Annotated in this window: 23 protein-coding genes; 6 read left to right on the top strand and 17 right to left on the bottom strand. The window is 49.8% G+C overall.

Annotation, left to right across the window (positions count from 1 at the left end; all coding sequences use genetic code 11):
- Positions 1-17 precede the first annotated feature (17 nt).
- Complete coding sequence (locus tag BUB38_RS16075; RefSeq protein WP_139258415.1) at positions 18-236, bottom strand: hypothetical protein; 219 nt, start codon at positions 234-236, stop codon at positions 18-20.
- A gap of 135 nt (positions 237-371) precedes the next feature.
- Here BUB38_RS16075 and BUB38_RS10890 point away from each other — a divergent pair, with 135 nt between their 5' ends.
- Positions 372-1,145 (top strand): FISUMP domain-containing protein, encoded by a 774-nt coding sequence (locus BUB38_RS10890; RefSeq protein ID WP_175547678.1) that lies wholly within the window; start codon positions 372-374, stop codon positions 1,143-1,145.
- Between the two features lie 22 nt (positions 1,146-1,167).
- Positions 1,168-1,848, top strand: coding sequence for a hypothetical protein (locus BUB38_RS10885; protein WP_073160453.1), 681 nt, complete (start codon positions 1,168-1,170; stop codon positions 1,846-1,848).
- A 2-nt stretch (positions 1,849-1,850) separates the two neighbouring features.
- On the opposite strand, the gene lspA is transcribed toward BUB38_RS10885, so the two are convergent.
- From lspA to BUB38_RS10870, 3 genes are read right to left on the bottom strand one after another with little or no spacing between them, the layout of a single operon-like run.
- On the bottom strand, positions 1,851-2,429 hold the full coding sequence (gene lspA / locus BUB38_RS10880; protein WP_073160451.1) for a signal peptidase II: 579 nt from the start codon (positions 2,427-2,429) through the stop codon (positions 1,851-1,853).
- Positions 2,429-3,553 carry a squalene/phytoene synthase family protein gene (locus tag BUB38_RS10875; RefSeq protein WP_073160449.1) on the bottom strand — a complete coding sequence of 375 codons (1,125 nt, stop codon included), beginning with the start codon at positions 3,551-3,553 and terminating at the stop codon, positions 2,429-2,431. The genes lspA and BUB38_RS10875 overlap by 1 nt, the downstream gene beginning before the upstream one ends.
- Positions 3,546-4,106 (bottom strand): hypothetical protein, encoded by a 561-nt coding sequence (locus BUB38_RS10870; RefSeq protein ID WP_073160447.1) that lies wholly within the window; start codon positions 4,104-4,106, stop codon positions 3,546-3,548. The genes BUB38_RS10875 and BUB38_RS10870 overlap by 8 nt, the downstream gene beginning before the upstream one ends.
- A 255-nt stretch (positions 4,107-4,361) precedes the next feature.
- On the opposite strand from BUB38_RS10870, the gene dnaA reads away from it, so the two are divergent.
- Complete coding sequence (dnaA, locus tag BUB38_RS10865) at positions 4,362-5,690, top strand: chromosomal replication initiator protein DnaA (protein WP_073160445.1); 1,329 nt, start codon at positions 4,362-4,364, stop codon at positions 5,688-5,690.
- A gap of 170 nt (positions 5,691-5,860) precedes the next feature.
- Here the strand turns inward: dnaA and BUB38_RS10860 are convergent, their stop codons facing one another.
- From BUB38_RS10860 to BUB38_RS10835, 6 genes are all read right to left on the bottom strand, one after another.
- The gene (locus tag BUB38_RS10860; RefSeq protein ID WP_073160443.1) at positions 5,861-7,588 is read right to left on the bottom strand and encodes a toxin-antitoxin system YwqK family antitoxin; all 1,728 of its coding nucleotides are present in this window, start codon (positions 7,586-7,588) and stop codon (positions 5,861-5,863) included.
- A gap of 99 nt (positions 7,589-7,687) precedes the next feature.
- A complete protein-coding gene (locus BUB38_RS10855) occupies positions 7,688-8,728 on the bottom strand; it encodes a DHH family phosphoesterase (protein ID WP_073160441.1) in 1,041 nt (346 codons plus the stop codon).
- An 11-nt stretch (positions 8,729-8,739) separates the two neighbouring features.
- Positions 8,740-9,339, bottom strand: coding sequence for an ABC-type transport auxiliary lipoprotein family protein (locus BUB38_RS10850; RefSeq protein WP_073160439.1), 600 nt, complete (start codon positions 9,337-9,339; stop codon positions 8,740-8,742).
- A gap of 54 nt (positions 9,340-9,393) precedes the next feature.
- Complete coding sequence (locus tag BUB38_RS10845) at positions 9,394-10,341, bottom strand: MlaD family protein (protein WP_073160437.1); 948 nt, start codon at positions 10,339-10,341, stop codon at positions 9,394-9,396.
- 13 nt (positions 10,342-10,354) lie between these two features.
- The gene (locus BUB38_RS10840) at positions 10,355-11,137 is read right to left on the bottom strand and encodes an ABC transporter ATP-binding protein (protein WP_073160435.1); all 783 of its coding nucleotides are present in this window, start codon (positions 11,135-11,137) and stop codon (positions 10,355-10,357) included.
- 9 nt (positions 11,138-11,146) lie between these two features.
- On the bottom strand, positions 11,147-12,196 hold the full coding sequence (locus tag BUB38_RS10835; protein ID WP_254794942.1) for an ABC transporter permease: 1,050 nt from the start codon (positions 12,194-12,196) through the stop codon (positions 11,147-11,149).
- 76 nt (positions 12,197-12,272) lie between these two features.
- Between BUB38_RS10835 and BUB38_RS10830 the strand changes: the two genes are divergently transcribed.
- From BUB38_RS10830 to BUB38_RS10820, 3 genes are all read left to right on the top strand, one after another.
- On the top strand, positions 12,273-13,337 hold the full coding sequence (locus BUB38_RS10830; RefSeq protein ID WP_073160523.1) for a BamA/TamA family outer membrane protein: 1,065 nt from the start codon (positions 12,273-12,275) through the stop codon (positions 13,335-13,337).
- Between the two features lie 30 nt (positions 13,338-13,367).
- On the top strand, positions 13,368-13,775 hold the full coding sequence (locus BUB38_RS10825) for an acyl-CoA thioesterase (RefSeq protein ID WP_073160431.1): 408 nt from the start codon (positions 13,368-13,370) through the stop codon (positions 13,773-13,775).
- 96 nt (positions 13,776-13,871) lie between these two features.
- Positions 13,872-15,017 carry a histidine phosphatase family protein gene (locus BUB38_RS10820; protein ID WP_139258414.1) on the top strand — a complete coding sequence of 382 codons (1,146 nt, stop codon included), beginning with the start codon at positions 13,872-13,874 and terminating at the stop codon, positions 15,015-15,017.
- Between the two features lie 163 nt (positions 15,018-15,180).
- Here BUB38_RS10820 and BUB38_RS10815 read toward each other — a convergent pair whose 3' ends face one another.
- From BUB38_RS10815 to BUB38_RS10785, 7 genes are all read right to left on the bottom strand, one after another.
- Entirely contained in the window at positions 15,181-16,164 is a 984-nt protein-coding gene (locus BUB38_RS10815; RefSeq protein WP_073160427.1) for a diaminopimelate dehydrogenase, read from the bottom strand.
- Between the two features lie 257 nt (positions 16,165-16,421).
- Entirely contained in the window at positions 16,422-16,691 is a 270-nt protein-coding gene (locus BUB38_RS10810; protein ID WP_101478955.1) for a CopG family antitoxin, read from the bottom strand.
- 7 nt (positions 16,692-16,698) lie between these two features.
- A complete protein-coding gene (locus BUB38_RS10805; protein WP_141100382.1) occupies positions 16,699-16,926 on the bottom strand; it encodes a DUF4258 domain-containing protein in 228 nt (75 codons plus the stop codon).
- Positions 16,927-17,099: 173 nt separating this feature from the next.
- The gene (locus BUB38_RS10800) at positions 17,100-17,723 is read right to left on the bottom strand and encodes a hypothetical protein (protein WP_139258412.1); all 624 of its coding nucleotides are present in this window, start codon (positions 17,721-17,723) and stop codon (positions 17,100-17,102) included.
- 57 nt (positions 17,724-17,780) lie between these two features.
- Positions 17,781-18,209, bottom strand: a complete 429-nt coding sequence (locus BUB38_RS10795) for a dUTP diphosphatase (protein WP_073160519.1) — start codon at positions 18,207-18,209, stop codon at positions 17,781-17,783.
- A gap of 276 nt (positions 18,210-18,485) precedes the next feature.
- Positions 18,486-19,301, bottom strand: coding sequence for an RNA methyltransferase (locus BUB38_RS10790; RefSeq protein WP_073160421.1), 816 nt, complete (start codon positions 19,299-19,301; stop codon positions 18,486-18,488).
- Positions 19,302-19,388: 87 nt separating this feature from the next.
- Positions 19,389-20,237 carry a nucleotidyltransferase family protein gene (locus BUB38_RS10785; RefSeq protein WP_249269339.1) on the bottom strand — a complete coding sequence of 283 codons (849 nt, stop codon included), beginning with the start codon at positions 20,235-20,237 and terminating at the stop codon, positions 19,389-19,391.
- Between the last annotated feature and the right edge of the window lie 47 nt (positions 20,238-20,284).

Raw genomic sequence — 20,284 nt, 5'->3', positions numbered from 1 at the left:
TCCACTTCATATTCAAATCAGCAAGGTTCGTTTTCTACGGTCGCATCAATCATCTCCAGATCGTTCATCGTGCGTTCAAGCTGATCGGCATTGGCATTCTCGATATCAAAGGAAATGACGATGTCGATACCGTAAGCGTCCGCCTGGCGGATAAATTCCAGCATCCGTCTTTTCAATTGCCTGCGGAGAATTTTCGTTTTTGATTCGCTCAGGAGCAGGTCTCGATGGGGTGCCATTTTGGGTGTGATCGGCACAAAAAGTCAATTATATGGGTTATTTATTTTAGTCCGTTAGATTTTTTTTGGGGAAAACATATTATTTTCCTTTCTATAGACGCTTTTAAGAAGAGCGCACAAGAACTGGAGAAAATCATGATTTTATGCCCCAACTGTTATGCCGAGATTACTGACGCCACAACTCATTTCTGTATGAATTGTAAAAAGGCGCTCCCCTTGATCAAGGGCTGCAAGAAATGCCATAAGGATATTTCCTTCAATTTCAACTACTGCCCCCATTGTGGAGCCAACAACCAGGACATTCTCCCGCCCGAAAAGTTGGAAGAGCTCAACCGTATCGCCAGCGAAGCCAACAAGGTTTCCAGTGAATTTACCGACCCCCGTGACGGCCGCACCTACAAGACGGTCATCATCGGCAACCAGGAATGGATGGCAGAGAATCTCGCATTCGTGGTAGAAGGCGCCAACCCGTACAACAACAGTTCCGAAAAGGCGACCACCTACGGCCTGCTGTACACCTGGGAACAGGCAAAGCTTGCCGTACCCGAAGGCTTCCGCCTCCCCACCCGCGAAGATTTTGTCGAACTGGAAAACTTCTGTCAGAAGAGCACGGGCCTGCAGGCAGGTACAGCCCTAAAGTCCAACACAGAGCACTGGTGCGAAACCGGCATGCTTGGGACACGTATTCCCGGCCAGGACTCATTCGGATTCAAGGCATTGCCCGCAGGATCCCAGAGCAGCCTTAAGGTCTTCAACTATCTGAACAATTACGCCTACTTCTGGACCGACGAAGAAAAGGACCAGGAAAAGGCATACTTTAGACATTTGAGTTACTACAACGAAACCTTCGCCGAACTATCTTCAAACAAGAATTGCAAGTTCAGCGTCCGCGCCATCAAAATCAAGTAACAGTCTCACAAAGGGAATCGTCATGAACAGCAAGTATCTAAGTCTACTGGCCGCATTCCTTATTGCTTGCAGCGGCGAAAGTTCCACATCGGCCAACGGAAACTCCGTCGACATTCCCTCCCAGGGTGAACCCACAAACAACTTCGTTAGCGAAGATGTGTCTTCTGTCGATTTCGCTTTCGACAGTTCCCCTAACTTCGAAATGGAAAGCGGAGTGATACACGTTACCAGCGGCGACGGCAAGGCAAACAAAAGTATCAGGAACTGGATCCTCAGTGCCAACTACACACGCTTTGTGGCCTGCGGTTTTGTGGCTCAAATCAAGATAGGCGACAACATGAACTATGCGGGCATTCAGCTGTTCAAGAAAAACAGTTATGATGACTACCGCTTTGACGTCCACGCCGACGGAAAGTTCACCATCAACGACCCCGGCAAGAACATTTTGAAATTGTCGGCCGATTCCTCGTTCATCAAGATCGGGGAATTCAACCAGGTCAAGGTACAGACAACCGATTCCGGCAACTTACAGGCCTTCGTAAACGGTCACCTGGTCAAGACCATAGACAAGAACGACCTGGCCTTTGACTTGACCAACACCGACAAGATCGCCGTCGACTACAACGTACTGTCTACAGCAACAGAAAAGACCCCGGCCGAAGCCTGGGTCAAATTCGAGTCCATGCAAAATGTAAAGGACTAGGCTTATTCCGCCTTGGTAGCCTTAGCTTCCTTGGCGGCCTTTTCTTCTTCCTTAATTTGTTTATGCAGTTTGCGTAAAATTACCGGAGAAAGAATCACTAGAGCGACGCCCACAGTCACAAAGGAATCCGCCACGTTAAAGGTGGGAAATCTTGTCATGATGAAGTCGGGGAAATCGCAGTCGATAAAGTCTACCACCATCTGCAGGCGCATACGGTCAATAAAGTTTCCGATGGCGCCACCGATGATCATCACCACACCAAGGCGGCTCAGATAGTCGCGTTTGTCGATGCTTCTGTAGAACCAGAACAGCACCACCGCAGCCACAACAGAAATCAGCAAGAAGAACAGCCAGGGCGGCAAGAAGGGCATCAGGTCCTGAGGGCGGCTACTGAAGGCGGCACCCTTATTGAACACCAGCTGGAATCGGGCCAGTTCGCCAATCACGTTAATGACTTCATGATTGGGAGCGCCGGTTTCGTTGGTGAATCGGGCCAAGGCCCACTGCTTGGTAAGCTGGTCAGAAACGATACTAAAAATGATAACCGCAATATGGAACGGCAACTTGTTATAGAACTTCATTAGGTTCGAACCTCTTTAAACTTTCGGTCGATCCACTTATCGCTGTAGAAATGCTTCATGGTGGACTTCACAATCTGCTTGACGGTATCGCGGGAAATCTTCACCTTCTTGTCGCTTGCGAAGATGGCGGAGCCGTCGCCGATCAACTTCATGTTTTCGGCGGCCATGAACAGGGGCCACAGGCAGAACAGGCGGGTACGCATCTTGATGTTGGGAATCAGCTTGGTATAGGCGATGGCATCATCCAGATGACTCCAGGCCTTCTGCACCAGCTCACCCATGACGGCAGCACGACGCTTTTCGAAGTCGGCAGATCCTGCGGATCCTGCAGCGGGAGCGGAACCGGCCTCGCCCACGAACATGTCGTAGCTATGGGCAAAACCGTGCCTGCGGCAGATTTCTTCGGGAACAAAGCACACGCGGCGTTCAGAATCTTCGCGGCAGTCCTTTACGATATTTGCAACCTGCAGGGCCAGGCCGAAGCTAACATCCAGCTTCTGCATTTCGGCCTTGCGGGCGTCGCTAATCAGGCAGGTGTCTGCGGCAAAAAGGTGAGTCAGCAACTTGCCGACGATACCTGCAACATAGTAGCAGTATTCATCCAGATCGCCAACGGATTCCAGAGTGAACCAGCCGGAGCTGAGGGCGGCTTCCTGACGCTTGGCAAACTTGGCCATACCACCGCACATTTCAACAGTCACATCACGGACCGGAGCGGCATAGACTTCGGGCAGTTCCTTGAGCAGGGGAACCACCACATGGGTATGCAGGCACAGATCAAAATAAGGTTCCGTAGCGCGGGCACGCCAGCTGGCCGGCAAAGAACCCTCGAATTCAGAAACGGCCTCTTCACGCAGTTCAGCGGATCTAAAAATCTTGGCGAACTTTTCCAGTATGACTTCCTTTTCCGAGGCAACCATATCAGGATCGTCTTCTACCGTATCGGCAATTCGCAGATACAGGTAGGCAAGCAAGATGCTCTTGTGCAGCTTACCCTTCAAGACATTAATGTTCAGGGCGAACGTCCTGGATACCTTCAGCAGGATGTCTTCGGAATAGGCCCATGCCTCCTTACCGGTCAGCACAGCCTCGCCCATACCAGCCTGGTCGAGAATGTTAGACATACATGGTCTCCGCGTAAATGTCGGGGGGAATCTTCTTAGTCTTGGCCATGGCGTTCACATACTTCCACAGACGACCATGGGCCTCGGCATTCTTCAATTTCTTGGTGTAGCTCCAGACAGTCTGATTCTGTACGTCAGCCTCGTTCCTGAAGTTTCCCTTGACTTCGTACTTGTAACGCACCTTGCGGTACTCAAGGAAGTAAGCACTCTGGTAAAGTTTGGCCGTTTTGTTCTTGGCGGCCCTGCAAAGAACAAAGCCAACCGCCAAAAACAGGGGCGAAGAAGCAAAACCCATGTACCATGGGGAATCAGTCCACCTATTTACGATCCAAATGGCGGGAAGCGCCGACAACAGGGCCGCAGCCAGGGTAAAAACCTTGTCGCAAAGAGCCCAATAGCCCTTCCAGGCCGGGATGTAGGCCCATTTTTGGCCCTTGCGCATCTGACTTTTAAAATAAGTGGGGTAAGAAATTCGATTAAACCAACGATAGAGGCCTACCCAGGCAAAAATCGGGGTCCAGAACCAGTAATCCAAACTAGAAAGAATGTCCATAACACGGCAAATTTAAAAAATTCCGCATAGGGGCACCCCTTGAAGCCGGCGCCAAGCGCCCCAAAAAGCCGGCTCCCCCACCGGCCCGATAGCCTAACTTATTGAATATCAAACAGTTATAGCCCAATTTTTTATAAAAATTTTCCCATTTTTTAGCAAACTTATCAACAGTCCATCCAATTTTTACTACATTTATAAGCCAATTGTTGATAGATTTGTATTAAGCGTTGCTGCTTATCGAGGAAGAGGAAGATCATGACAGTCGAATGGGAAAGATGTTTGAGCTATCTCCATGGGATGCTTTCGGACACAGTCTTCAAGACATATTTTGCTCAGACCAAGTTGGTCAACCAGACCATCGGTCACGCTGTCATTTCGGTTCCCCACGGTCTTGATGTTGCAGTCTATGCCGCCTACAAGGCACTGATCGGCGTCGCCTGGAAGGAAGTCAGCCACGACGAAACTCCCATGGAATTTGAATTCCAGAATCAGGAAGCGGCTCCCCAGCCTACCGTAACCGCCGTCCGTGACGAAAGCAACAGCATTTTCAAGTCTAGCATCCCCCTATCTAGCAGTTTCCGTTTTGAAAACTTCGTGCCTGGCGACAAGGCCCAGCTGGCATTCAACGCCGCCCTGTCTGTAGCCCGCAACCCCGACGGCTCCCAGTACAATCCGCTTTTCATTTACGGCCCCTCCGGCCTGGGCAAGACCCATCTGCTCCAGTCTATCGGTAACTACATCCTGGAAGAAGACCCCACAAAGCGAGTCCGCTACCTGACTTCCGAAGACTTCTCCCAGCAGTACATGAAGTGCCTCCGCGACCAGCGCATCACCGAAATGAGCGACTTCTACCGCAACGAAGTGGATATCCTCCTGATCGACGATATCCAGAACTGGTCCGGCAAATACGAACTTCAGAACGAATTTTTCTCCATTTTCAATGCCCTGCATCAGGGCGGCAAGCAGATCGTTCTTTCTTCTGACGCTCCCGCAACCGAAGTCAAGAACCTGTCCGACCGTCTGGTCAGCCGTTTCGCCTGGGGCCTTACCGTGGACATCCAGCCCCCTGACGTCGACACTCGCGAAGCCATTCTCCACAAGAAGGCCGAAGAACGCCACCTGGAAATCAGCGACGAAGTTCTGCATTACCTGGCAGAACATATCGCCAGCAACGTCCGTGCATTGGAAAGTGCCATTATCAAGCTGACTTTGCAGTCTAGCCTCATGAGCCACGACATCGACATGAATATCGCTCAGAAGGTGGCTACCGAATTCGCACCTAACCCCCGCCGTCGCGTCAGCCTGGACGCCGTTCTCCGTGCCGTTTCTAACCAGTACGAAGTTCCCGAATCCAAGCTTATCGAATCCGGCCGCGGAACCAAGGAAATTTCCAAGGCTCGTCAGGTCGCCATGTTCCTGATGCGCGAATGCTCCCCCATCAGCCTCCAGAGCATCGGTTCCCGCTTCGGCGGCAAGGACCACTCTACCGTGGTTCATGCCATCAAGAGCATCAAGAAGGAAATGGAAACAGATCCCAGCTTTGCAAGAATGATCGAGAATCTGAAAAATTCCATTCACGACTAGGTCTTTTCAAGACTTGTAAAACGCGAGGAAAAAATCCTCGCATTTTTTTGCAGACGAATTTTGCAGACGAATTTTGCAGACGAAAAAAGCGAGGCTGAACCTCGCTTTTTAAACTTTTAGCAGGCATGGCACCGGCGCGCAGGCACGTCGTCGTCCAAGACAGAGAGAGATTACTTCTTGGATTTCTTGCCCTTGGCGGCCTTGGGTGCAGCCTTAGATTCCTTAGCGGCCTTGCCCTTCTTGCCCTTGACATTCTTGGCAGCCTTCGGATCTTCAGCAGCAGGAGCAGCAGCAGCTTCGGCGGCGGCATTCACACCGGCAGCCTTTGCAGAATCAGCCTCGGCCTTGGCCTTTTCTTCGGCGGCCTTCTTGGCGGCAGCTTCAGAAATCTTTGCCAGACTATCGGCCACAACAGCGGCACGTTCTGCCTTGATTACATTGGAATCGGCGATGGCAGCATCCTGCTTGCGGATAGCCACGGCTTCTTCGGCAATGGCCAGAGCATCGTGAGCCTTCTTGGCTTCCTTCTTGGCCTTTTCAACCTGTTCCAGAGCGCGGATAGCGATCTGACGCGGGTCGCGGCTCAGAGAATCCTGGATCGGGTCGGGGCAGTCCATATCAACCTTGCCCTTCTTGCCATTCCAGCATTCCATGGTGCCCTTGGGCATACCCATGTTGTAGGCGCCCCACTGCTTTTTCTTGAGACGTTCTGTATAGCACACAGAGGAACCGGGAAGCCATTCATAGCAGGTATCCTTCACAGACCAGAAAGTAATCATGCCGTTGGGCAAACCATCCTTGAAGACACCGCCGAAGTCACCAAAGTCCACAAAGCCATCCAGGTTGTTGGCATTGTAGGTAATGGCCAGGTTCTTCTTCTTGAAGGGGTTGAACACGGTTGTACGGCCGTGGAGACCGCCTCGCTTGGTGGAGACTTCAGCCATGACAAAGCCCTTGTCGCTGAGCATACGGACAGTACCGTCAACATAGCCCTGCTTGTAGGGGACTTCAAGGTGCTTGAAGTAGTAAGGCTTTTCGGCCTTGTCCATGACGCTGGACTTATAGAAGACAGCCGTACCTTCCTTCATACCATTTTTATAGTTAGCGGTCCATGCCACCTGTCCCCATTCATCACCTTGCTTAGAAGGATAGTTGGGATCGTTCATGTAACCGATTTCTTCACCCTGCAGAATGCCCTTGTCGTCTACGTGGCGAACATTTTCCTTATAGCCGTTGTAGGCAAAGCCGGTCAGTTCGTTTCCATCGAGGCAGCGGGCATCACTAAAGTCGTTAAAGCGAGCGATAGTTTCGGGAAGCAACTTCTTGGGCAGGCCCTTCATGTGGAAGATGCCGGAGTTGTTCCAGTCGGCGCTATTAGGGAGATCGGGGCGACCATGCACGTTCAGGAAGCAGGTAATTTCGCGGGCACGTTCCTTGCGCTGGTTGAAGTATTCGCCAAAGGGAGTCATATCCCAGCCTTCATCAAAGACCAGAGGCACGGCACCGGCCAGAGGATGACCATCGACGAATTCAGACAGGGCAAAAGCGGTCTGACGCACGTTATCCATGCACTGTTCAAGAGCCTTGCCCTTGAGGCAGGATCCGTCGTCGCACTTCATGACGTGCGGCTTGGGAAGGTCGTAGACCTTGAGAATCTGTTTGGGATCATCGTTACCGCGCCAGCCAAAGCCGCCATTTTCGCGAACTTTGAAGCAACCACAGATGCCGGAATCGTCTGTAGCCTTCAAACGGGCCTTTTCAGCGGGAACAAGGGCGCTACCCTTTTCCATCCAGCAGTCAAAATATTCAATATGGGTGGCATCGGGAGCAGCGAAGGCCTGAGAAAGACCAAAAACAGCACCGAAAACTAACAAGGAACGATAAAATCCGAATTTCATGCCCCGAATTTAGATTTATATAGCGAATTTGTACTGTAAAATTTGTTTACAAGGGGGTAAAACAGCTAATTTTTTGCAAGCGAAGGGGATTCTCTGCCTTTAAGACAGGGCCTTGGCAAGCATCGGCACAACATCAAGCTTGCGACTCAGGCGACGTTCGCAATAAACAATGCCTTCCCGCTTAGATTTTCCGAAGGCACGTTCTGCAATGGCCTTGGCAAACCGGGCAGACGTACTATCTACACCGCCATAAAGCATGTAGGTCTTTTCTTCAAAACCCACACGGCAGAAAACCATATTGCATCCCGAAGCCTTGGCTACGTTAGGCATTACCGCCAACAGCCGATCCGCAAATTCATCGATGGTTGAAACGTCACGCCAATCCAGGCTACCCAGGCGGAACTTGGCGGTTCCCATCACGTAATCCTTGGCATCGGAATTAAAGATGTCCTCGTCGGTCATGGAACTAAAGTCGTGGGCAGCCTCCACCATTCCGTCAAAAATTTCAGACGCCTTCTGGCGGGCACAATCCTTATCCAGATTCCAGTCGCGGGCCAGCATTTCCAGCAGGTCTTCGTAGATGGCACGGTCTACATCAGTCACGGTCACCTTCTTCAGGTTTAACGTATCCGACAGAAGTCCCGCAAAAAGAATCTTCGCCACCTCAGACGTAATTTCGACATCAAGTTCCCTGTAGCTTGTATACACGATACTGCAGGTAGAACCCACAGGCATATACTTGGCATAAAGCAGTTTGGATTCCGAAATGTTTCCGATACCGTGATGATCCAGCACCTGGAGGATTCTTGCATCGCGGGCCCCGTCTACGGCCTGGGCGTAATCGCTGTGATCCACGAGAATTAGACGAGCAGGTCCGCAGTTTCTATCCGCTAACGAACAAGACGAAACGCTAGGCAAATTTTCGGGCAGTTCAATTCCCAGAACCTTAGCCACAAACAAAGTTTCGTTGTTCGGCTTTCCGGCCATTTTGGCCTCGGCCTTATATCCCAGAGACTGCATCAGCTTGGCATAAGCCAAGGCTGACATCACTGAGTCACCATCGGGAGACTTGTGTCCAATGACAACCGCTCCCTCGCCCCAGTCCAGCGCCTTTAAGGCATCGCGGTACAGGTTCCCCATTTTGAGCCCGCTTATTCGCCCATGTTCTGGGAAACGTTCTTCAAGAAGTCTTCCATGAACTGGCCATAAAGTTTAGAAATGGACTGGGCCACATGCTGGGGCTCGGAACCGTCCATGGTCAGTCGTTCGTTGTATTCCTTTTCAAAGAGCGGAGCGCCTTCGGTCTTGCGGAAGGTCAAGGTCATATCCAAATGGGCGTAACGGCTGGAGCCTTCATCCACTTCTTCGATAGCATCGATGTTGCCCAGAATTTCGTAGTCGGGCTTAGCGGTTTTTGAACCCTTGGCAAAGAGGCCGCTCTGGTCGATGTACTTTACAGCAGTCTTGTTCAGCATCTGGTCGGGGCGAGAGGCCCACAGGTCCAAATCATAGAACATGAAGGTGTAGGCGGATTCGCGGTATACGATGTTGCTGCGCTGGTATGCCGGGTCAATGGTAAACTTGCGGACCTGAACGGTCTTGGAAGCATTGCCAGCACCTACAGTGCCAATGTTTTCTACATCCACTATGTAATAGCGGGTCGGTTCGCTGGAACCACCGCCAATGCAAGCGGTCATCATGCCGGCCACGAGGCTTACCAATACGGCGGTCAGGACTTTAACAAACTTCATTTTCAAACCTTCCTTTTACAGTCTGCAGGCCTTACCCACAGTCATCATAAAAATTTATTGTCTACGGCTCTTGTTTTCGGAACGGATAAGGGCAGAGGGATTATTCTTGATCTTCTGGCTAAATTCATCCAGATTTTCAAGCACGGTGTTCAGTTCCGTCAGCACGTCGCCCACCTGATCCTGGTTGTTGTAGACCATCGCATCCAGACGCTGGGCCAGCTTGTTGATGGACTCCATGGCCTGGGCAAGATTGTCGTTCATGCTCTTGGTATCGATGGCATCAAGCTTTTCCTTGAGCAGATCCAAGTTCTCGCCAGCCTTGGCCGCGATCTTTGCTTCTTCGACGCTGGCCATGACAGACTTCATGGACTCGGCGGCAGCCTGCATGGATTCAGCAGTCTTGGTCACGCTTTCGATGGGCTTTGCCATTTCGCGAGTGGTGCGGTTCAAGTTCGCAGACATGTTGGCCATGTTCTTCAGAGTGATGCGGATGTTCTCGGCATTCTCTGCAGTAAAGACGCTGCTAAAGTTGGAGAGCAAGGTGTCGACCTTTTCAACCATGCCGCCAGCCTGGTCCGCAAACTTATCGAAAGAAGAAGCTTCAGCAGGAACAAAACCGCCTTCCTGCAAATTAGGTTCGCTAAAGTGACCACCCGAAAGAACGATGTGCTTTTCGCCAGTGAGGGAAAGACCGTTGGTCATGCCGGCACGGGTACCCGGCTTAATGGGAGTTCCATGCTTCACCTTGAAGCTCACCACCACCTGATCCAGGCTAGAGGAATCAATCTGGATTCCGGTGACGTTACCCACGTCGATACCGTTCAGTTTGACCTTGGCTTCGTTATAAAGACCGATGACCGATCCCTTGAACACGGTGTAGTAGTTGTCGTATTCGGCGCTAATGAAGCGATTCAGCACATAACCCAAAAAGGCGATAATCAGCGCCAGGCATATGAACATGAATACGCCAAGTTTGATTCTTTCAGAACGAGTGGTTTCCATCTAATGCTCCGACTCAGTCAATAAAATTAAAGTGGTAAGTGTCATCGGATTTCGGTTCCTTTGAACTCTTACGGCTAAAGAATGTCTTAAGAATTGGATCTTCGGAATCCAGGCCCTGCTGCAAGGTGCCGTCAAAATGGACGTAGCCTTCCTTCAAATACACAAAACGGTCACATACGATCTTGATGCTTTCCAGTTCGTGGCTCACGATTACCATGGATACGCCCAAGGTGTCCCGCAGTTCCAGCAGAAGTTCATCGAGAGAGTGTGCGGTTACCGGATCGAGACCCGTAGACGGTTCATCGCAGAACAGAAGTTCCGGCTTAAGTGCAATGGCGCGGGCCAGGGCAGCACGCTTCTTCATACCGCCAGAAAGTTCCGAGGGATACCTATGGAAGGCATGCAGCAAATGAACCTTTTCCAGACGGTCGGCAACGATGGCTTCCATCTGGCTCTTGGGCATATAGGGCATGCTGCGTTTCAGGGGAAGCATGGCGTTTTCGGCTACAGTCAAGTCCGAAAGCAGAGCGCCACTCTGGAACAGCACGCCGGTACGCATACGGGTTTCGGCATCCAGCCCATCCTGGGCCCCGAAGGTCTTACCGAAATAGGTAATGGTTCCGCTCTGGGCCTTGTACAGCTTAAGGATGTTATTTAACAAGGTAGACTTACCGCATCCCGAACTACCGAGAATCATACGGATTTCGCCCTTGCGCACACCGAAGGTAATGTCGTGGAGGATAGTACGTCCACCGTACCCCGCCTTCAGATGATCCACTTTGAGAATTTCGTCCATAACTGCTCCCTAGTAGAAAATGAAGGCAAAAAGTGTATCTGCAATAACAATGCTGGCAATGGAAGTCACCACGCTAGAGGTTGTCGCTAGGCCGACGGCTTCGGCGCCGCCCTTGGCATTCAAACCTTTATTACAGGAAATAAGAGTAACAAGCCAACCAAAAGCAAGAGCCTTAATGGAGCTCTTCGCAAACACCATGGGGTCGATCCCTTCGCGGATACCCTGGAGGTAGTTGGTAAAGGTAATGTCGCAGCAGAAATAGCCAATCAGGAAGCCGGCGAAACATCCGAAAATGGAAGCGCAGAAATTCAAGATAGGAGTGCAAACGCTCATGGCCAAAAATCTCGGAACCACCAGATACTGCACCGGTGAAATAGCCATGGTCTTGATAGCCTTCACTTCTTCGCAAACAGACATGTTGGCAATTTCAGCCGCAATCGAGGAACCAGAACGGCCTGCAAGAATGATGGTGGTCAACAGCGGACCAATTTCAGCAAAAATCAGGAATCCAAGACCTGAGGCCAAATAAGAACCGGCACCGATGGTATTGAGCATCACGGAACTCTGCAAGGCCATGGTCAAGCAGACCAGCGCCACCATCAAGAAGCAGATTCCGGTAGCCTCGCTACCCAGGCGGAACATCTGCTTGGCCACGCCGCCAAAACGAAGCTTGCCCTTGTCGAAAGGTCCCAGGAAGGTCCAGTAAATGCACATGTTCAACAAGATGAACACCTGCACCACTTCCTTGATGAAGTCAAAACCCACTCCACCCAAGGCCTCGAAAATATTCGTAGTTTCGCGACGGTCTTTTTCGGGAATGGTAAACTTACGCAGGTCAGACAGATGCTGCTTAATGTCATCGTTAAAATGGAGCAGCTCCAGACGGTTTCCAGTCTTGGCAGAAACCTCGGCCAGCAGGGCAAAAAAAGCATCACCGCTATAGTCCATGAAGGTCATTTCAGAACCATCAAGACGAAGAGCTCCCTGTCGGAGCGCCCTTCTACACGAGCGCAGCAATTCCTTGCTGTTTGCCGCCGTCAAATTTTGCGGTAATTTCATTTCTGTCTGCATCAACGGAGGTCAAATGTAGAAAAAAATTTTCAACATCTTGGCATACATTCTATATTTGGGCACAATGAAATTTGTCACAAAGATTTTCGCCATATTCTGTATGTTCTCCCTGGCCCACGCCCAGGATGTGCAAGACGACTTCCAGCGATTTTCATTGGTACCGGTACTGGGCTACACCGAAGAAACGAAACTACAGTATGGAGCCATGTTCCTTCTGTTTCTAAGACCCAATGAAGGGGGCGACAAGGTTCACGAAATCGGACTTACGATGTTCCGCACCACCCGCGACCAGATCCAGGTCAACATCGAGCCCATCTTCTACCTGTTCCACGACAAAATCAGCGTCTGGACCATCTTACGTTATCAGGACTGGTTCGCCAGCTATTTCGGCGCAGGGAACAACCCCGACATTGACATATTCACCAACTACGACCGAGAACTATTTTATCTAGAATCCACCTGGGAATCTTCCATCGGCATGCCCAGGGGAATCAAGTACGGCGTTGTATTCCATTTTGAAGACTCTCAAATTGACTTCAACGAAAACCAAAGCGGTCTAGAATTACCAGACACCCATTCTGGATGGCGCAACGGCATAGGCTACACCATCAGCTACGACTCCCGATACAACATCAACTGGACAAAGCACGGATTCCTGGCCCAATGGAAGCAGCAATTCTACAGCGACAAGCTGGGAGACTACACCTTCGATGTTGAATCCATTGATTTGCGCGGTTACACCATGTTACTCTGGGGAGCCACCTTCGCCCAGGGATTACTCTGGCAGCGCACCAACGGAGACGTTCCCTTCGACATGCTGGCCGGCCCCGACGGGGTCAAGCGATTCCGCGGAGTAGAAAGCCGTTACTTCAACGGCAACCAGGCCATTATTTCCCAGTCCGAAATTCGCAAGTACTTCGCCTACCGCGTGGGAGCCCACCTATTTTTTGAAAGCGGTAAGGCAGGCGATTACTTCAGCGACCTTTGGCGGAACAAATGGCACAAGTCCCTGGGCGCAGGCGCACTGCTGGGGCTGAACCTAAGCGAAGGATTATTCGCCCGAGCCGACTTTTCATGGGTAGACTTCGACCACCTGGGAATTTCTTTTAACGTACGCCAGGCCTTTTAAACGCAGGCAATCTGACAGGTAAAAAAGATTATGGAACTTTGCAGTCACAAACACACTAGCCACATAGAAGTCCGCTATTCCGAAACCGATCAGATGGGCATCGTACACCACGCCGTTTACCCAATCTGGTTTGAACAGGCCCGACTGGAATTTTTCAAGTCCCTAGGTTCCAGCTATGTTGAAATTGAAGCACAAGGGTACGCCTGCCCGGTTTTGGAACTGACAGTCAGGTACCGCAATTCCACCCACTTCGGCGAGACCGTGGATATCGACACCACCCTGGAACGCAAGGGCAAATACCACTTCAAGTTCACCTACAAGCTGAGCGTAGAGGGCAAGCTGTGCGCCACAGGAACTTCGGAACATTGCTTCCTGAAAAACGGCAAACCCACCCCCGATTTGCCGGAACAGGTGAAACTTTTATTCCCGAACGGCTAAACGCCCCCCATTTTATCTATAAATTTTCAGGAAAACTAAAACTTTTTCCAAGAACTCATACTAATTTTATGAACGGTGTTAGCAAAGGGTTCTTGAATGAAAAAAAATGCTTGTTATATAGCATCGGTTTTTGCCGTATGCCTTTTACTCGCCGCCTGTGACGACGAACTTTCGTATTACAATCCGAATATCGTCTCAGACGATTCCCTCACCGAGGATTCCCTAGAAGTCAACCAGACAGACTCGTCACAAAAGCCTTTTTTCAAAGACTTCCTGCAAAGTTTACCTTCCAGCGCGCAGGTATCCAGTTCTTCCCAATATAGCGAGCCTTATCAGCCCGAACAAGAACCATCCTCTTCCAGCTATTTCCTATTCGACGAACCTGCCCCAGAAAGTTCCTCTAGTTCATACCAGTTTAACGAACCTATCGTGGTAATCCCATCTAGTTCAAGCAAACAGATGAGCACGGAATGCGAAAACATCCGCGCCACAAGGGACCAATTCCACCAGTTGACCGATGTGGTAAACTGCGTCATGGAAAACGAGAAGGTGGCCTACGTCATAAGGCATGCCGAGCGCAATAAGAGCAGCACGGGTACGGAGGGACGTCTAAACGATAACGGCCGTGAACAATCCGTTACACTGGGCGAAAGACTGGCACCCCTTGGCCCCATTTACTTTATGCATACCAAGGTCTACCGGACCATGGAAACCGTGCTGAAAATCGCAGAAGGAAAAGGCCAGGAATTTTCAGAAAGTTCCATCCCCTTTACCGCCACCTCCGCAGACGATCACGAACAGAGAACCGACCTGCTGGACAGCTATTTCATCAAGGATGAATCCCAGGCTAACGCCTGCAAGAATCAGCATAGCTGGAGCTGGTCCGCCTATTCCTACTTCGCTTACGAGGAGGACGTCTCAAGAGAATGTCAGGCCGGATTCTACGACGTAGACGACCGCATCCAGGAATTCATCAAGGACAACTTCACCTACAGCAAGATGCACGACATCACCATCGCCATTTCCCATGACCAGTTCCTGATTCCGTTCATCATTTCGGTTAGCGAACGAAATACCATCGACCTGCGATTCCACAAACACGAAAATGAAGAAAGCCGTTACGACTACTGGATCAACTACCTTACCGGCGTTGCCATTATCGTAGACGAAAACGACCAGGCAATCACCATCCCGGTTACCGCCATGGAAGACCCCTACCTAAGAGTCTTCCCGGAAAAATAAAAGCGAACACCATATGCAAATGCATAAGCAAAAAGACCCGGGCTAAAACCCAGGTCTTTTTCGCAAAATCAGATGCCGACCTCCGTCAGCATGACCTATTGGGGTCGCTAGACCCGCGCGGTCATTAAAGGAGGTGCCGAGCGTAAAAAATGCGTTTTTCGAACTACAGTAAATGAGCGCGGAGTTCTTCGCCGCTCTGTTCGCTCAAGTATGCAGGAGGAACATCGAGAACAGTGAAGCAACCGGTCTTGCCTTCAGCCTTCATGCGGAGAGCTGCGCGGGCAAATGCGATAACAGCTGCAGTGGTGAATTCCGGATTGGAGTCCAGCTTCAGGCTGTATTCGATCACGTGGGTGTGTTCGTTGTTCATGCCGGTCTTGCCGGTACGGATCACGAAACCACCGTGAGCGAGACCGCTGTGATTTGCGTTGAATTCTTCTTCGCTGATGAAGTTTACGGTGGTGTCGTATTCATCGAAGTAGTTCTTCATGGTCTTGATTTCGTTTTCGACGTAGGCTGCATCTGCACCTTCTTCAAGAACTACGTAGCAAAGGCGGGTGTGCTTCTGACGGGTGGTCAGTTCAGGCATGGAACCGCTACGGACAGCTTCGAGAGCTTCCGGAACCGGGCAGGTGTACTGCTTAGCATTCTTCACACCCTTGATGCGGCGGACAGCGTCGGAGTGCCCCTGAGAAACGCCCTTGCCCCAGAAGGTATAGTCCTTGCCATCCGGGAGGATTGCGTTTGCATAGACGCGGTTCAGGGAGAACATACCCGGATCCCAACCCACGGAGATCATAGCGATCTTGCCAGCAGCCTTAGCAGCGGCGTCAACGTTGGCGAAGTGAGTGGGGATGTTTGCATGGGTGTCGAAAGTATCGATCACGTTGAACTTTGCAGCCATTTCCGGAGTCATCTTGGGAAGGTCGGTAGCGCTACCGCCGCAGATCACCAGCATGTCGATCTTGTCGGCCCACTTTTCGATTTCAGAAACGTTGAGAACGGGAATGTTCGGGGTCTGAATCTTGACAGTAGCCGGATCACGACGAGTGAACACAGCAACAAGTTCCATGTCCTTGGTCTTCTTGACAGCGCATTCGATGCCGCGGCCCAAGTTACCATAACCGAGAATAGCGATTTTTGCCATAATAAGTCCTTATAGAGAGGCTTTTTTATCGTTTATTTTAATTTTTGCGCTTGAAAAATAACAAAGAGTGAAAAACAAAACCACAAGTTTTTTGTCAATTTTTGGATAGAAAACACCATTTTCGACCATTTTCTTTACGTTTTATGTAAAAATAGACGTTTTTACACTTTTTGTTTTACATTTTTCGTAAAGTAGTATTTTAGTCATTTTTGGGGTTATTTCCAGTTTTCACCGAGATCCCGCCACACCTGCAGTCATCAAGCGGGTTCGATATCCAAATTACCTTCCGCGTAGCGTTTCAGGACACTTGCCGCCAGGGTCTGATATGGGATCCCTACCCTATTGGCCTTCACCTTCAATTTTTCAATGACGACCGTTTCCACCCGCATGGAAATCATGCGTTTCTTGATTTCGGCACAAGCTTCTGCAACAGAACCGCAGTCCAGTTTCGTTCCCGCATTATCCCCAAAAGTTTCGTATTCCTTCTCAAAATCCAAAGCACTTTTTTTCGATTTACTTTTCTTCATAAAACCTCTACTTCAACGGGAATACCGTTACAAGAATATCCTCTACTGCATTATAAACTAGGCGATACTTCTTTCCGTCAATCAAGGCATCCGCCAAAAGATTCGATTCATCTTTGTCACTCAATTTCAATCCTAGCAGGCCTTCATTCGTCACAAAGAAATGAATTATCTGTTCTTCGGTTATGCCTCGTTCATGCATTCGTTGTTTTGCATGTTCACTGAATTTTATATTCATGTATAAAATACCTTTACGTATTGCTTTTGTCAATACACCTATATTTTGTTTAGAACCTCCTTTATACACGAATTTTTCAGGAACTTTGCACCAAAATTTTCGTTAAACATTTGTAAAAAGAAAAAAGCCTGCAAATGATTTTGCAGACCTATCACATCGTTTTACGAAAAATTTTAATTCAAAACTTTATAGTGCGTCATGAGGTAAAATCGATTCATAGCACCCGTAAAGTCGCGTCCATACTTCACTTCAAATGAAAAGTCACCATAAGCTAGATATGTTCCGGCGCCAACCTCAGCATAATAACCTGTTGCAGGAGAACCCAAGCCCCCCCCATTTAAATCTACAGCATAGCCATTCCTTGAGAGGTGTTCGCTGAAACCAACTCTAAACTTATCTGTCACATGGATTTCTTCAACCAGCATCATGCCCCCAGAAATCGGAGTTTCAATCTCTTCCGGAAGATTAAAATCAAACCAGCCTAGCAATCCAAAATTTTTCAAACGATAGCCAACAAAACTCTGAATCGTCACGTTTTCTGAAGAGAGTCCGAATACAAAATTTTTCGCAGTAAAATAAAGGGATAAATCTAGGAAACCCCTTCCTTCATCAGCTCTATAATCATCCTCGTTTACATAATGTCCACTATAAACGTCTCCAACTTGAAACGTCCCTCCAACGACAACATTGCCACCATCCTTTACGTTCATAAACTGAGCTGCAGATGGCGCATGACTCGCACACCCCCAAAAAGATAACGCCACTACAAACGTCATAAGAATCAGTAGTGTTTTCATTATTTCCTCAACCAAGTTTGCCCCGTACCAAAGCAAATTCACGACAACGCAGCGAATTTATTTCACGCCAGTGCTGCCGAAGCCGCCGCGGTCCTTGTCAGCCAACTCGCCTTCTTCAAATTCCAGCTTAGGCTGAATTTCCATGATGCGGAATTGGGCGATGCGGGAGCCCTTCTCAATGGTCACGTCTTCGGTGGCGTAGACCGGCATTTTCCACCAGTCGCCCTTGCCGCAGTAGCTGGAATCAACGACGCCAACGGAATTGGTCTGCAAGATCTTAAAGTTCTTGAAGGTGGAGCTGCGGGGGGCCAGATGGGCTTCATACCCCTCGGGCAATTTCATAGCAACGCCCAGGTGAATCAGCTTGAATTCGCCCTTCTTCAAGGTCACGGTTTCTGCAGCGCTCAAGTCGATCCAGTCGGACTTACCGCCCACATATTCCAGACGAGGAATGGAATCATCAAGATATTGGATGGTGATTTTCATTGCCATAAGATGCCTTTTTGCGTTATGGGGTTACTATTTCCAAGTCAACAACCCATTTAGTAACCCATTTATTACTTTATTTTTAAAAAGATTGAGTTTTTTCCAATTTCTTTTTCTTGACAAGGTTACTAAACGCATTATTTACAGCAATTTAGTAACCTCTAGAACAGAAATTTCGCCCCAAAAGCATTACTTTATTTAAAACCAAGGTTACTAAAAGGGCTCAAAACCTCCGTTTAGTAACCTATTTTTCAAATTTCTTAATGTTCGGCGTTATTACCCGGCCTTTCCTTCTTCGGCAGCAGCCTTAGTTTCTTCAGCTTCGGCGGCGGCCTTTGCGGCAGCGGCTTTTGCAGCGCGGTCTTCGGCCTGTTCCAGGCGAGCGGGCTTACCGGCTACATTACGGAGCAAACCGAACAGGGCCGAAAGTTCGTTGCGGGTGGGGTGCAGTCTCTGGAGCAGAGTGTTCAGGAAGTTATCTCTCCAGGCCTGATCATGATACTGACCGGTGAGATAGCGGTCCAGGAACTTCTTGAATCCGTTAATCTGGTCGATGGTTGCGGGCTGAGTTTCGCAGGCTCCCTTGGAACCACGCTTGGCACGGCCTTCACCGTTTGCCAAGGCACCAGAACGGCACAGTTCATACAAAGAAATAGAAACAGCCTGACCCAAGTTCAAGCTCATCAAGCCCGGTACGGGAATTTCGCACTGGTAGGTGCAAGCGTTCACTTCTTCAAGAGCCAGGCCGCAGGATTCACGACCGAACACCAGAGCGATGGTTCCATCATCAGGAAGCATGCCCGACAGATCGGGAACCATGCAATGCTTAATAGCACTACCGAAAATGCGACGGCTGAAAGCGACTGCACAGGAGCAATCCCCAATAGCTTCGCGGAAGGTATGAACGATGGTTGCCTTGTCCAGAATGTCATGGCTGTTGGCTGCCGTGTGGTAGGAATTTTCAATCACCTTGTTACGCTTGGGGTAAACGATGTACAGTTCATCCAGGGCGTAGCAATGCATGGCGCGGGCTACGAAGCCAACGTTGTGAGGATGTTCCGGTTCAACAAGCACTACTCTAAACTTTCTCATTTCAATCCTTCATCATTCAAATTCTTCTATGGATTCTTCGCTACGCTCAGAATGACGCGCAGCCAATTCAACCATTCCAACACAAATCTAAATCTTCCAGCTAAATCCCTTACCGCGGATTTCATTTTCTACAGTTTCGCCCTCACCCACTGTGGCTCCTGCAAACACGATAGAATCGCGGGTCACAGCAACGCGTTCGTCAGTCCAGCTATCCACTCCAAGTTCATCAAGGCGGGCACGGCAAGCGGCCATCAGACCTTCAGGAGAACCCATGTCAATCCAGGTAGCATTCATCTGACTCATGTCCACAAAAGGTGGACGTCCTGCAGCAATTTCCTGCTTCCAGAATTCACGGATGTCAAATTCACCGTCAGCAATTCGGGCCAAAGCCTCGTCGCTGTAATAGGATACTCCGGAGAACGTTGCGGCGGCACCCTCTTCGGAACCAAAACGGCCAGCGATTCCTACCAGACGTCCATCCTTATTCACACGGAAGGTATTCACCTTGGGGAAATCCACAGCCAGCAAGGCCACACCAGGGGCAGAGCCGTCCTGAGCGGAGGCAAAAGTGCGCTTGGCATTTTCCACAAAGGCCTTCAGGTCAAAACTGCAGTAGGCATCGCCGTTCATGATCAGCAAGCCCCCACGGTATCCTTCGTTATAGATTCGCTTTAAGGGGCCTGCAGTTCCAAGAATCTCGGGCTCCACCCACACTTTTTCAAAACCAAGGCGTTTACCCTCGGCAACCACCTGTTCGGCCAGATAGTGAGCATTGGCGTGAAGTCTTACGTTTCCAATACCGTTAGCTTTAACCGCCTGCTGCTCCAATATAGAAGCATCAACTACCGGAACCAAGGGTTTCGGCACATCGCTGGTCAACGGGCGCAAACGGGTTCCAAGACCCGCGGCAAGGATCAAAACGTTCAATTTTTTCATCAACATCAAAGATAGAAAACGTGGATATTTATCTTTTTACTAAAATT

Source organism: Fibrobacter sp. UWH5 (assembly GCF_900142505.1).
GTDB lineage: Bacteria > Fibrobacterota > Fibrobacteria > Fibrobacterales > Fibrobacteraceae > Fibrobacter.
Note: the sequence above shows the minus strand (reverse complement) of the source record. Positions and strands in the feature narration are given on the sequence as shown.

Excerpts from the sequence above, each read along its gene's own strand:
- lspA (WP_073160451.1), bottom strand. The coding sequence starts at position 2,429 with ATGAAGTTCTATAACAAGTTGCCGTTCCATATTGCGGTTATCATTTTT.
- BUB38_RS10805 (WP_141100382.1), bottom strand. The coding sequence starts at position 16,926 with ATGAATATAAAATTCAGTGAACATGCAAAACAACGAATGCATGAACGA.
- BUB38_RS10870 (WP_073160447.1), bottom strand. The coding sequence starts at position 4,106 with ATGGACATTCTTTCTAGTTTGGATTACTGGTTCTGGACCCCGATTTTT.
- BUB38_RS10885 (WP_073160453.1), top strand. The coding sequence starts at position 1,168 with ATGAACAGCAAGTATCTAAGTCTACTGGCCGCATTCCTTATTGCTTGC.
- BUB38_RS10815 (WP_073160427.1), bottom strand. The coding sequence starts at position 16,164 with ATGGCAAAAATCGCTATTCTCGGTTATGGTAACTTGGGCCGCGGCATC.
- BUB38_RS10785 (WP_249269339.1), bottom strand. The coding sequence starts at position 20,237 with ATGAAAAAATTGAACGTTTTGATCCTTGCCGCGGGTCTTGGAACCCGT.
- dnaA (WP_073160445.1), top strand. The coding sequence starts at position 4,362 with ATGACAGTCGAATGGGAAAGATGTTTGAGCTATCTCCATGGGATGCTT.
- BUB38_RS10835 (WP_254794942.1), bottom strand. The coding sequence starts at position 12,196 with ATGAAATTACCGCAAAATTTGACGGCGGCAAACAGCAAGGAATTGCTG.
- BUB38_RS10800 (WP_139258412.1), bottom strand. The coding sequence starts at position 17,723 with ATGAAAACACTACTGATTCTTATGACGTTTGTAGTGGCGTTATCTTTT.
- BUB38_RS16075 (WP_139258415.1), bottom strand. The coding sequence starts at position 236 with ATGGCACCCCATCGAGACCTGCTCCTGAGCGAATCAAAAACGAAAATT.
- BUB38_RS10845 (WP_073160437.1), bottom strand. The coding sequence starts at position 10,341 with ATGGAAACCACTCGTTCTGAAAGAATCAAACTTGGCGTATTCATGTTC.
- BUB38_RS10860 (WP_073160443.1), bottom strand. The coding sequence starts at position 7,588 with ATGAAATTCGGATTTTATCGTTCCTTGTTAGTTTTCGGTGCTGTTTTT.
- BUB38_RS10810 (WP_101478955.1), bottom strand. The coding sequence starts at position 16,691 with ATGAAGAAAAGTAAATCGAAAAAAAGTGCTTTGGATTTTGAGAAGGAA.
- BUB38_RS10820 (WP_139258414.1), top strand. The coding sequence starts at position 13,872 with ATGAAAAAAAATGCTTGTTATATAGCATCGGTTTTTGCCGTATGCCTT.
- BUB38_RS10795 (WP_073160519.1), bottom strand. The coding sequence starts at position 18,209 with ATGAAAATCACCATCCAATATCTTGATGATTCCATTCCTCGTCTGGAA.
- BUB38_RS10890 (WP_175547678.1), top strand. The coding sequence starts at position 372 with ATGATTTTATGCCCCAACTGTTATGCCGAGATTACTGACGCCACAACT.
- BUB38_RS10830 (WP_073160523.1), top strand. The coding sequence starts at position 12,273 with ATGAAATTTGTCACAAAGATTTTCGCCATATTCTGTATGTTCTCCCTG.
- BUB38_RS10875 (WP_073160449.1), bottom strand. The coding sequence starts at position 3,553 with ATGTCTAACATTCTCGACCAGGCTGGTATGGGCGAGGCTGTGCTGACC.
- BUB38_RS10825 (WP_073160431.1), top strand. The coding sequence starts at position 13,368 with ATGGAACTTTGCAGTCACAAACACACTAGCCACATAGAAGTCCGCTAT.
- BUB38_RS10840 (WP_073160435.1), bottom strand. The coding sequence starts at position 11,137 with ATGGACGAAATTCTCAAAGTGGATCATCTGAAGGCGGGGTACGGTGGA.
- BUB38_RS10850 (WP_073160439.1), bottom strand. The coding sequence starts at position 9,339 with ATGAAGTTTGTTAAAGTCCTGACCGCCGTATTGGTAAGCCTCGTGGCC.
- BUB38_RS10790 (WP_073160421.1), bottom strand. The coding sequence starts at position 19,301 with ATGAGAAAGTTTAGAGTAGTGCTTGTTGAACCGGAACATCCTCACAAC.
- BUB38_RS10855 (WP_073160441.1), bottom strand. The coding sequence starts at position 8,728 with ATGGGGAACCTGTACCGCGATGCCTTAAAGGCGCTGGACTGGGGCGAG.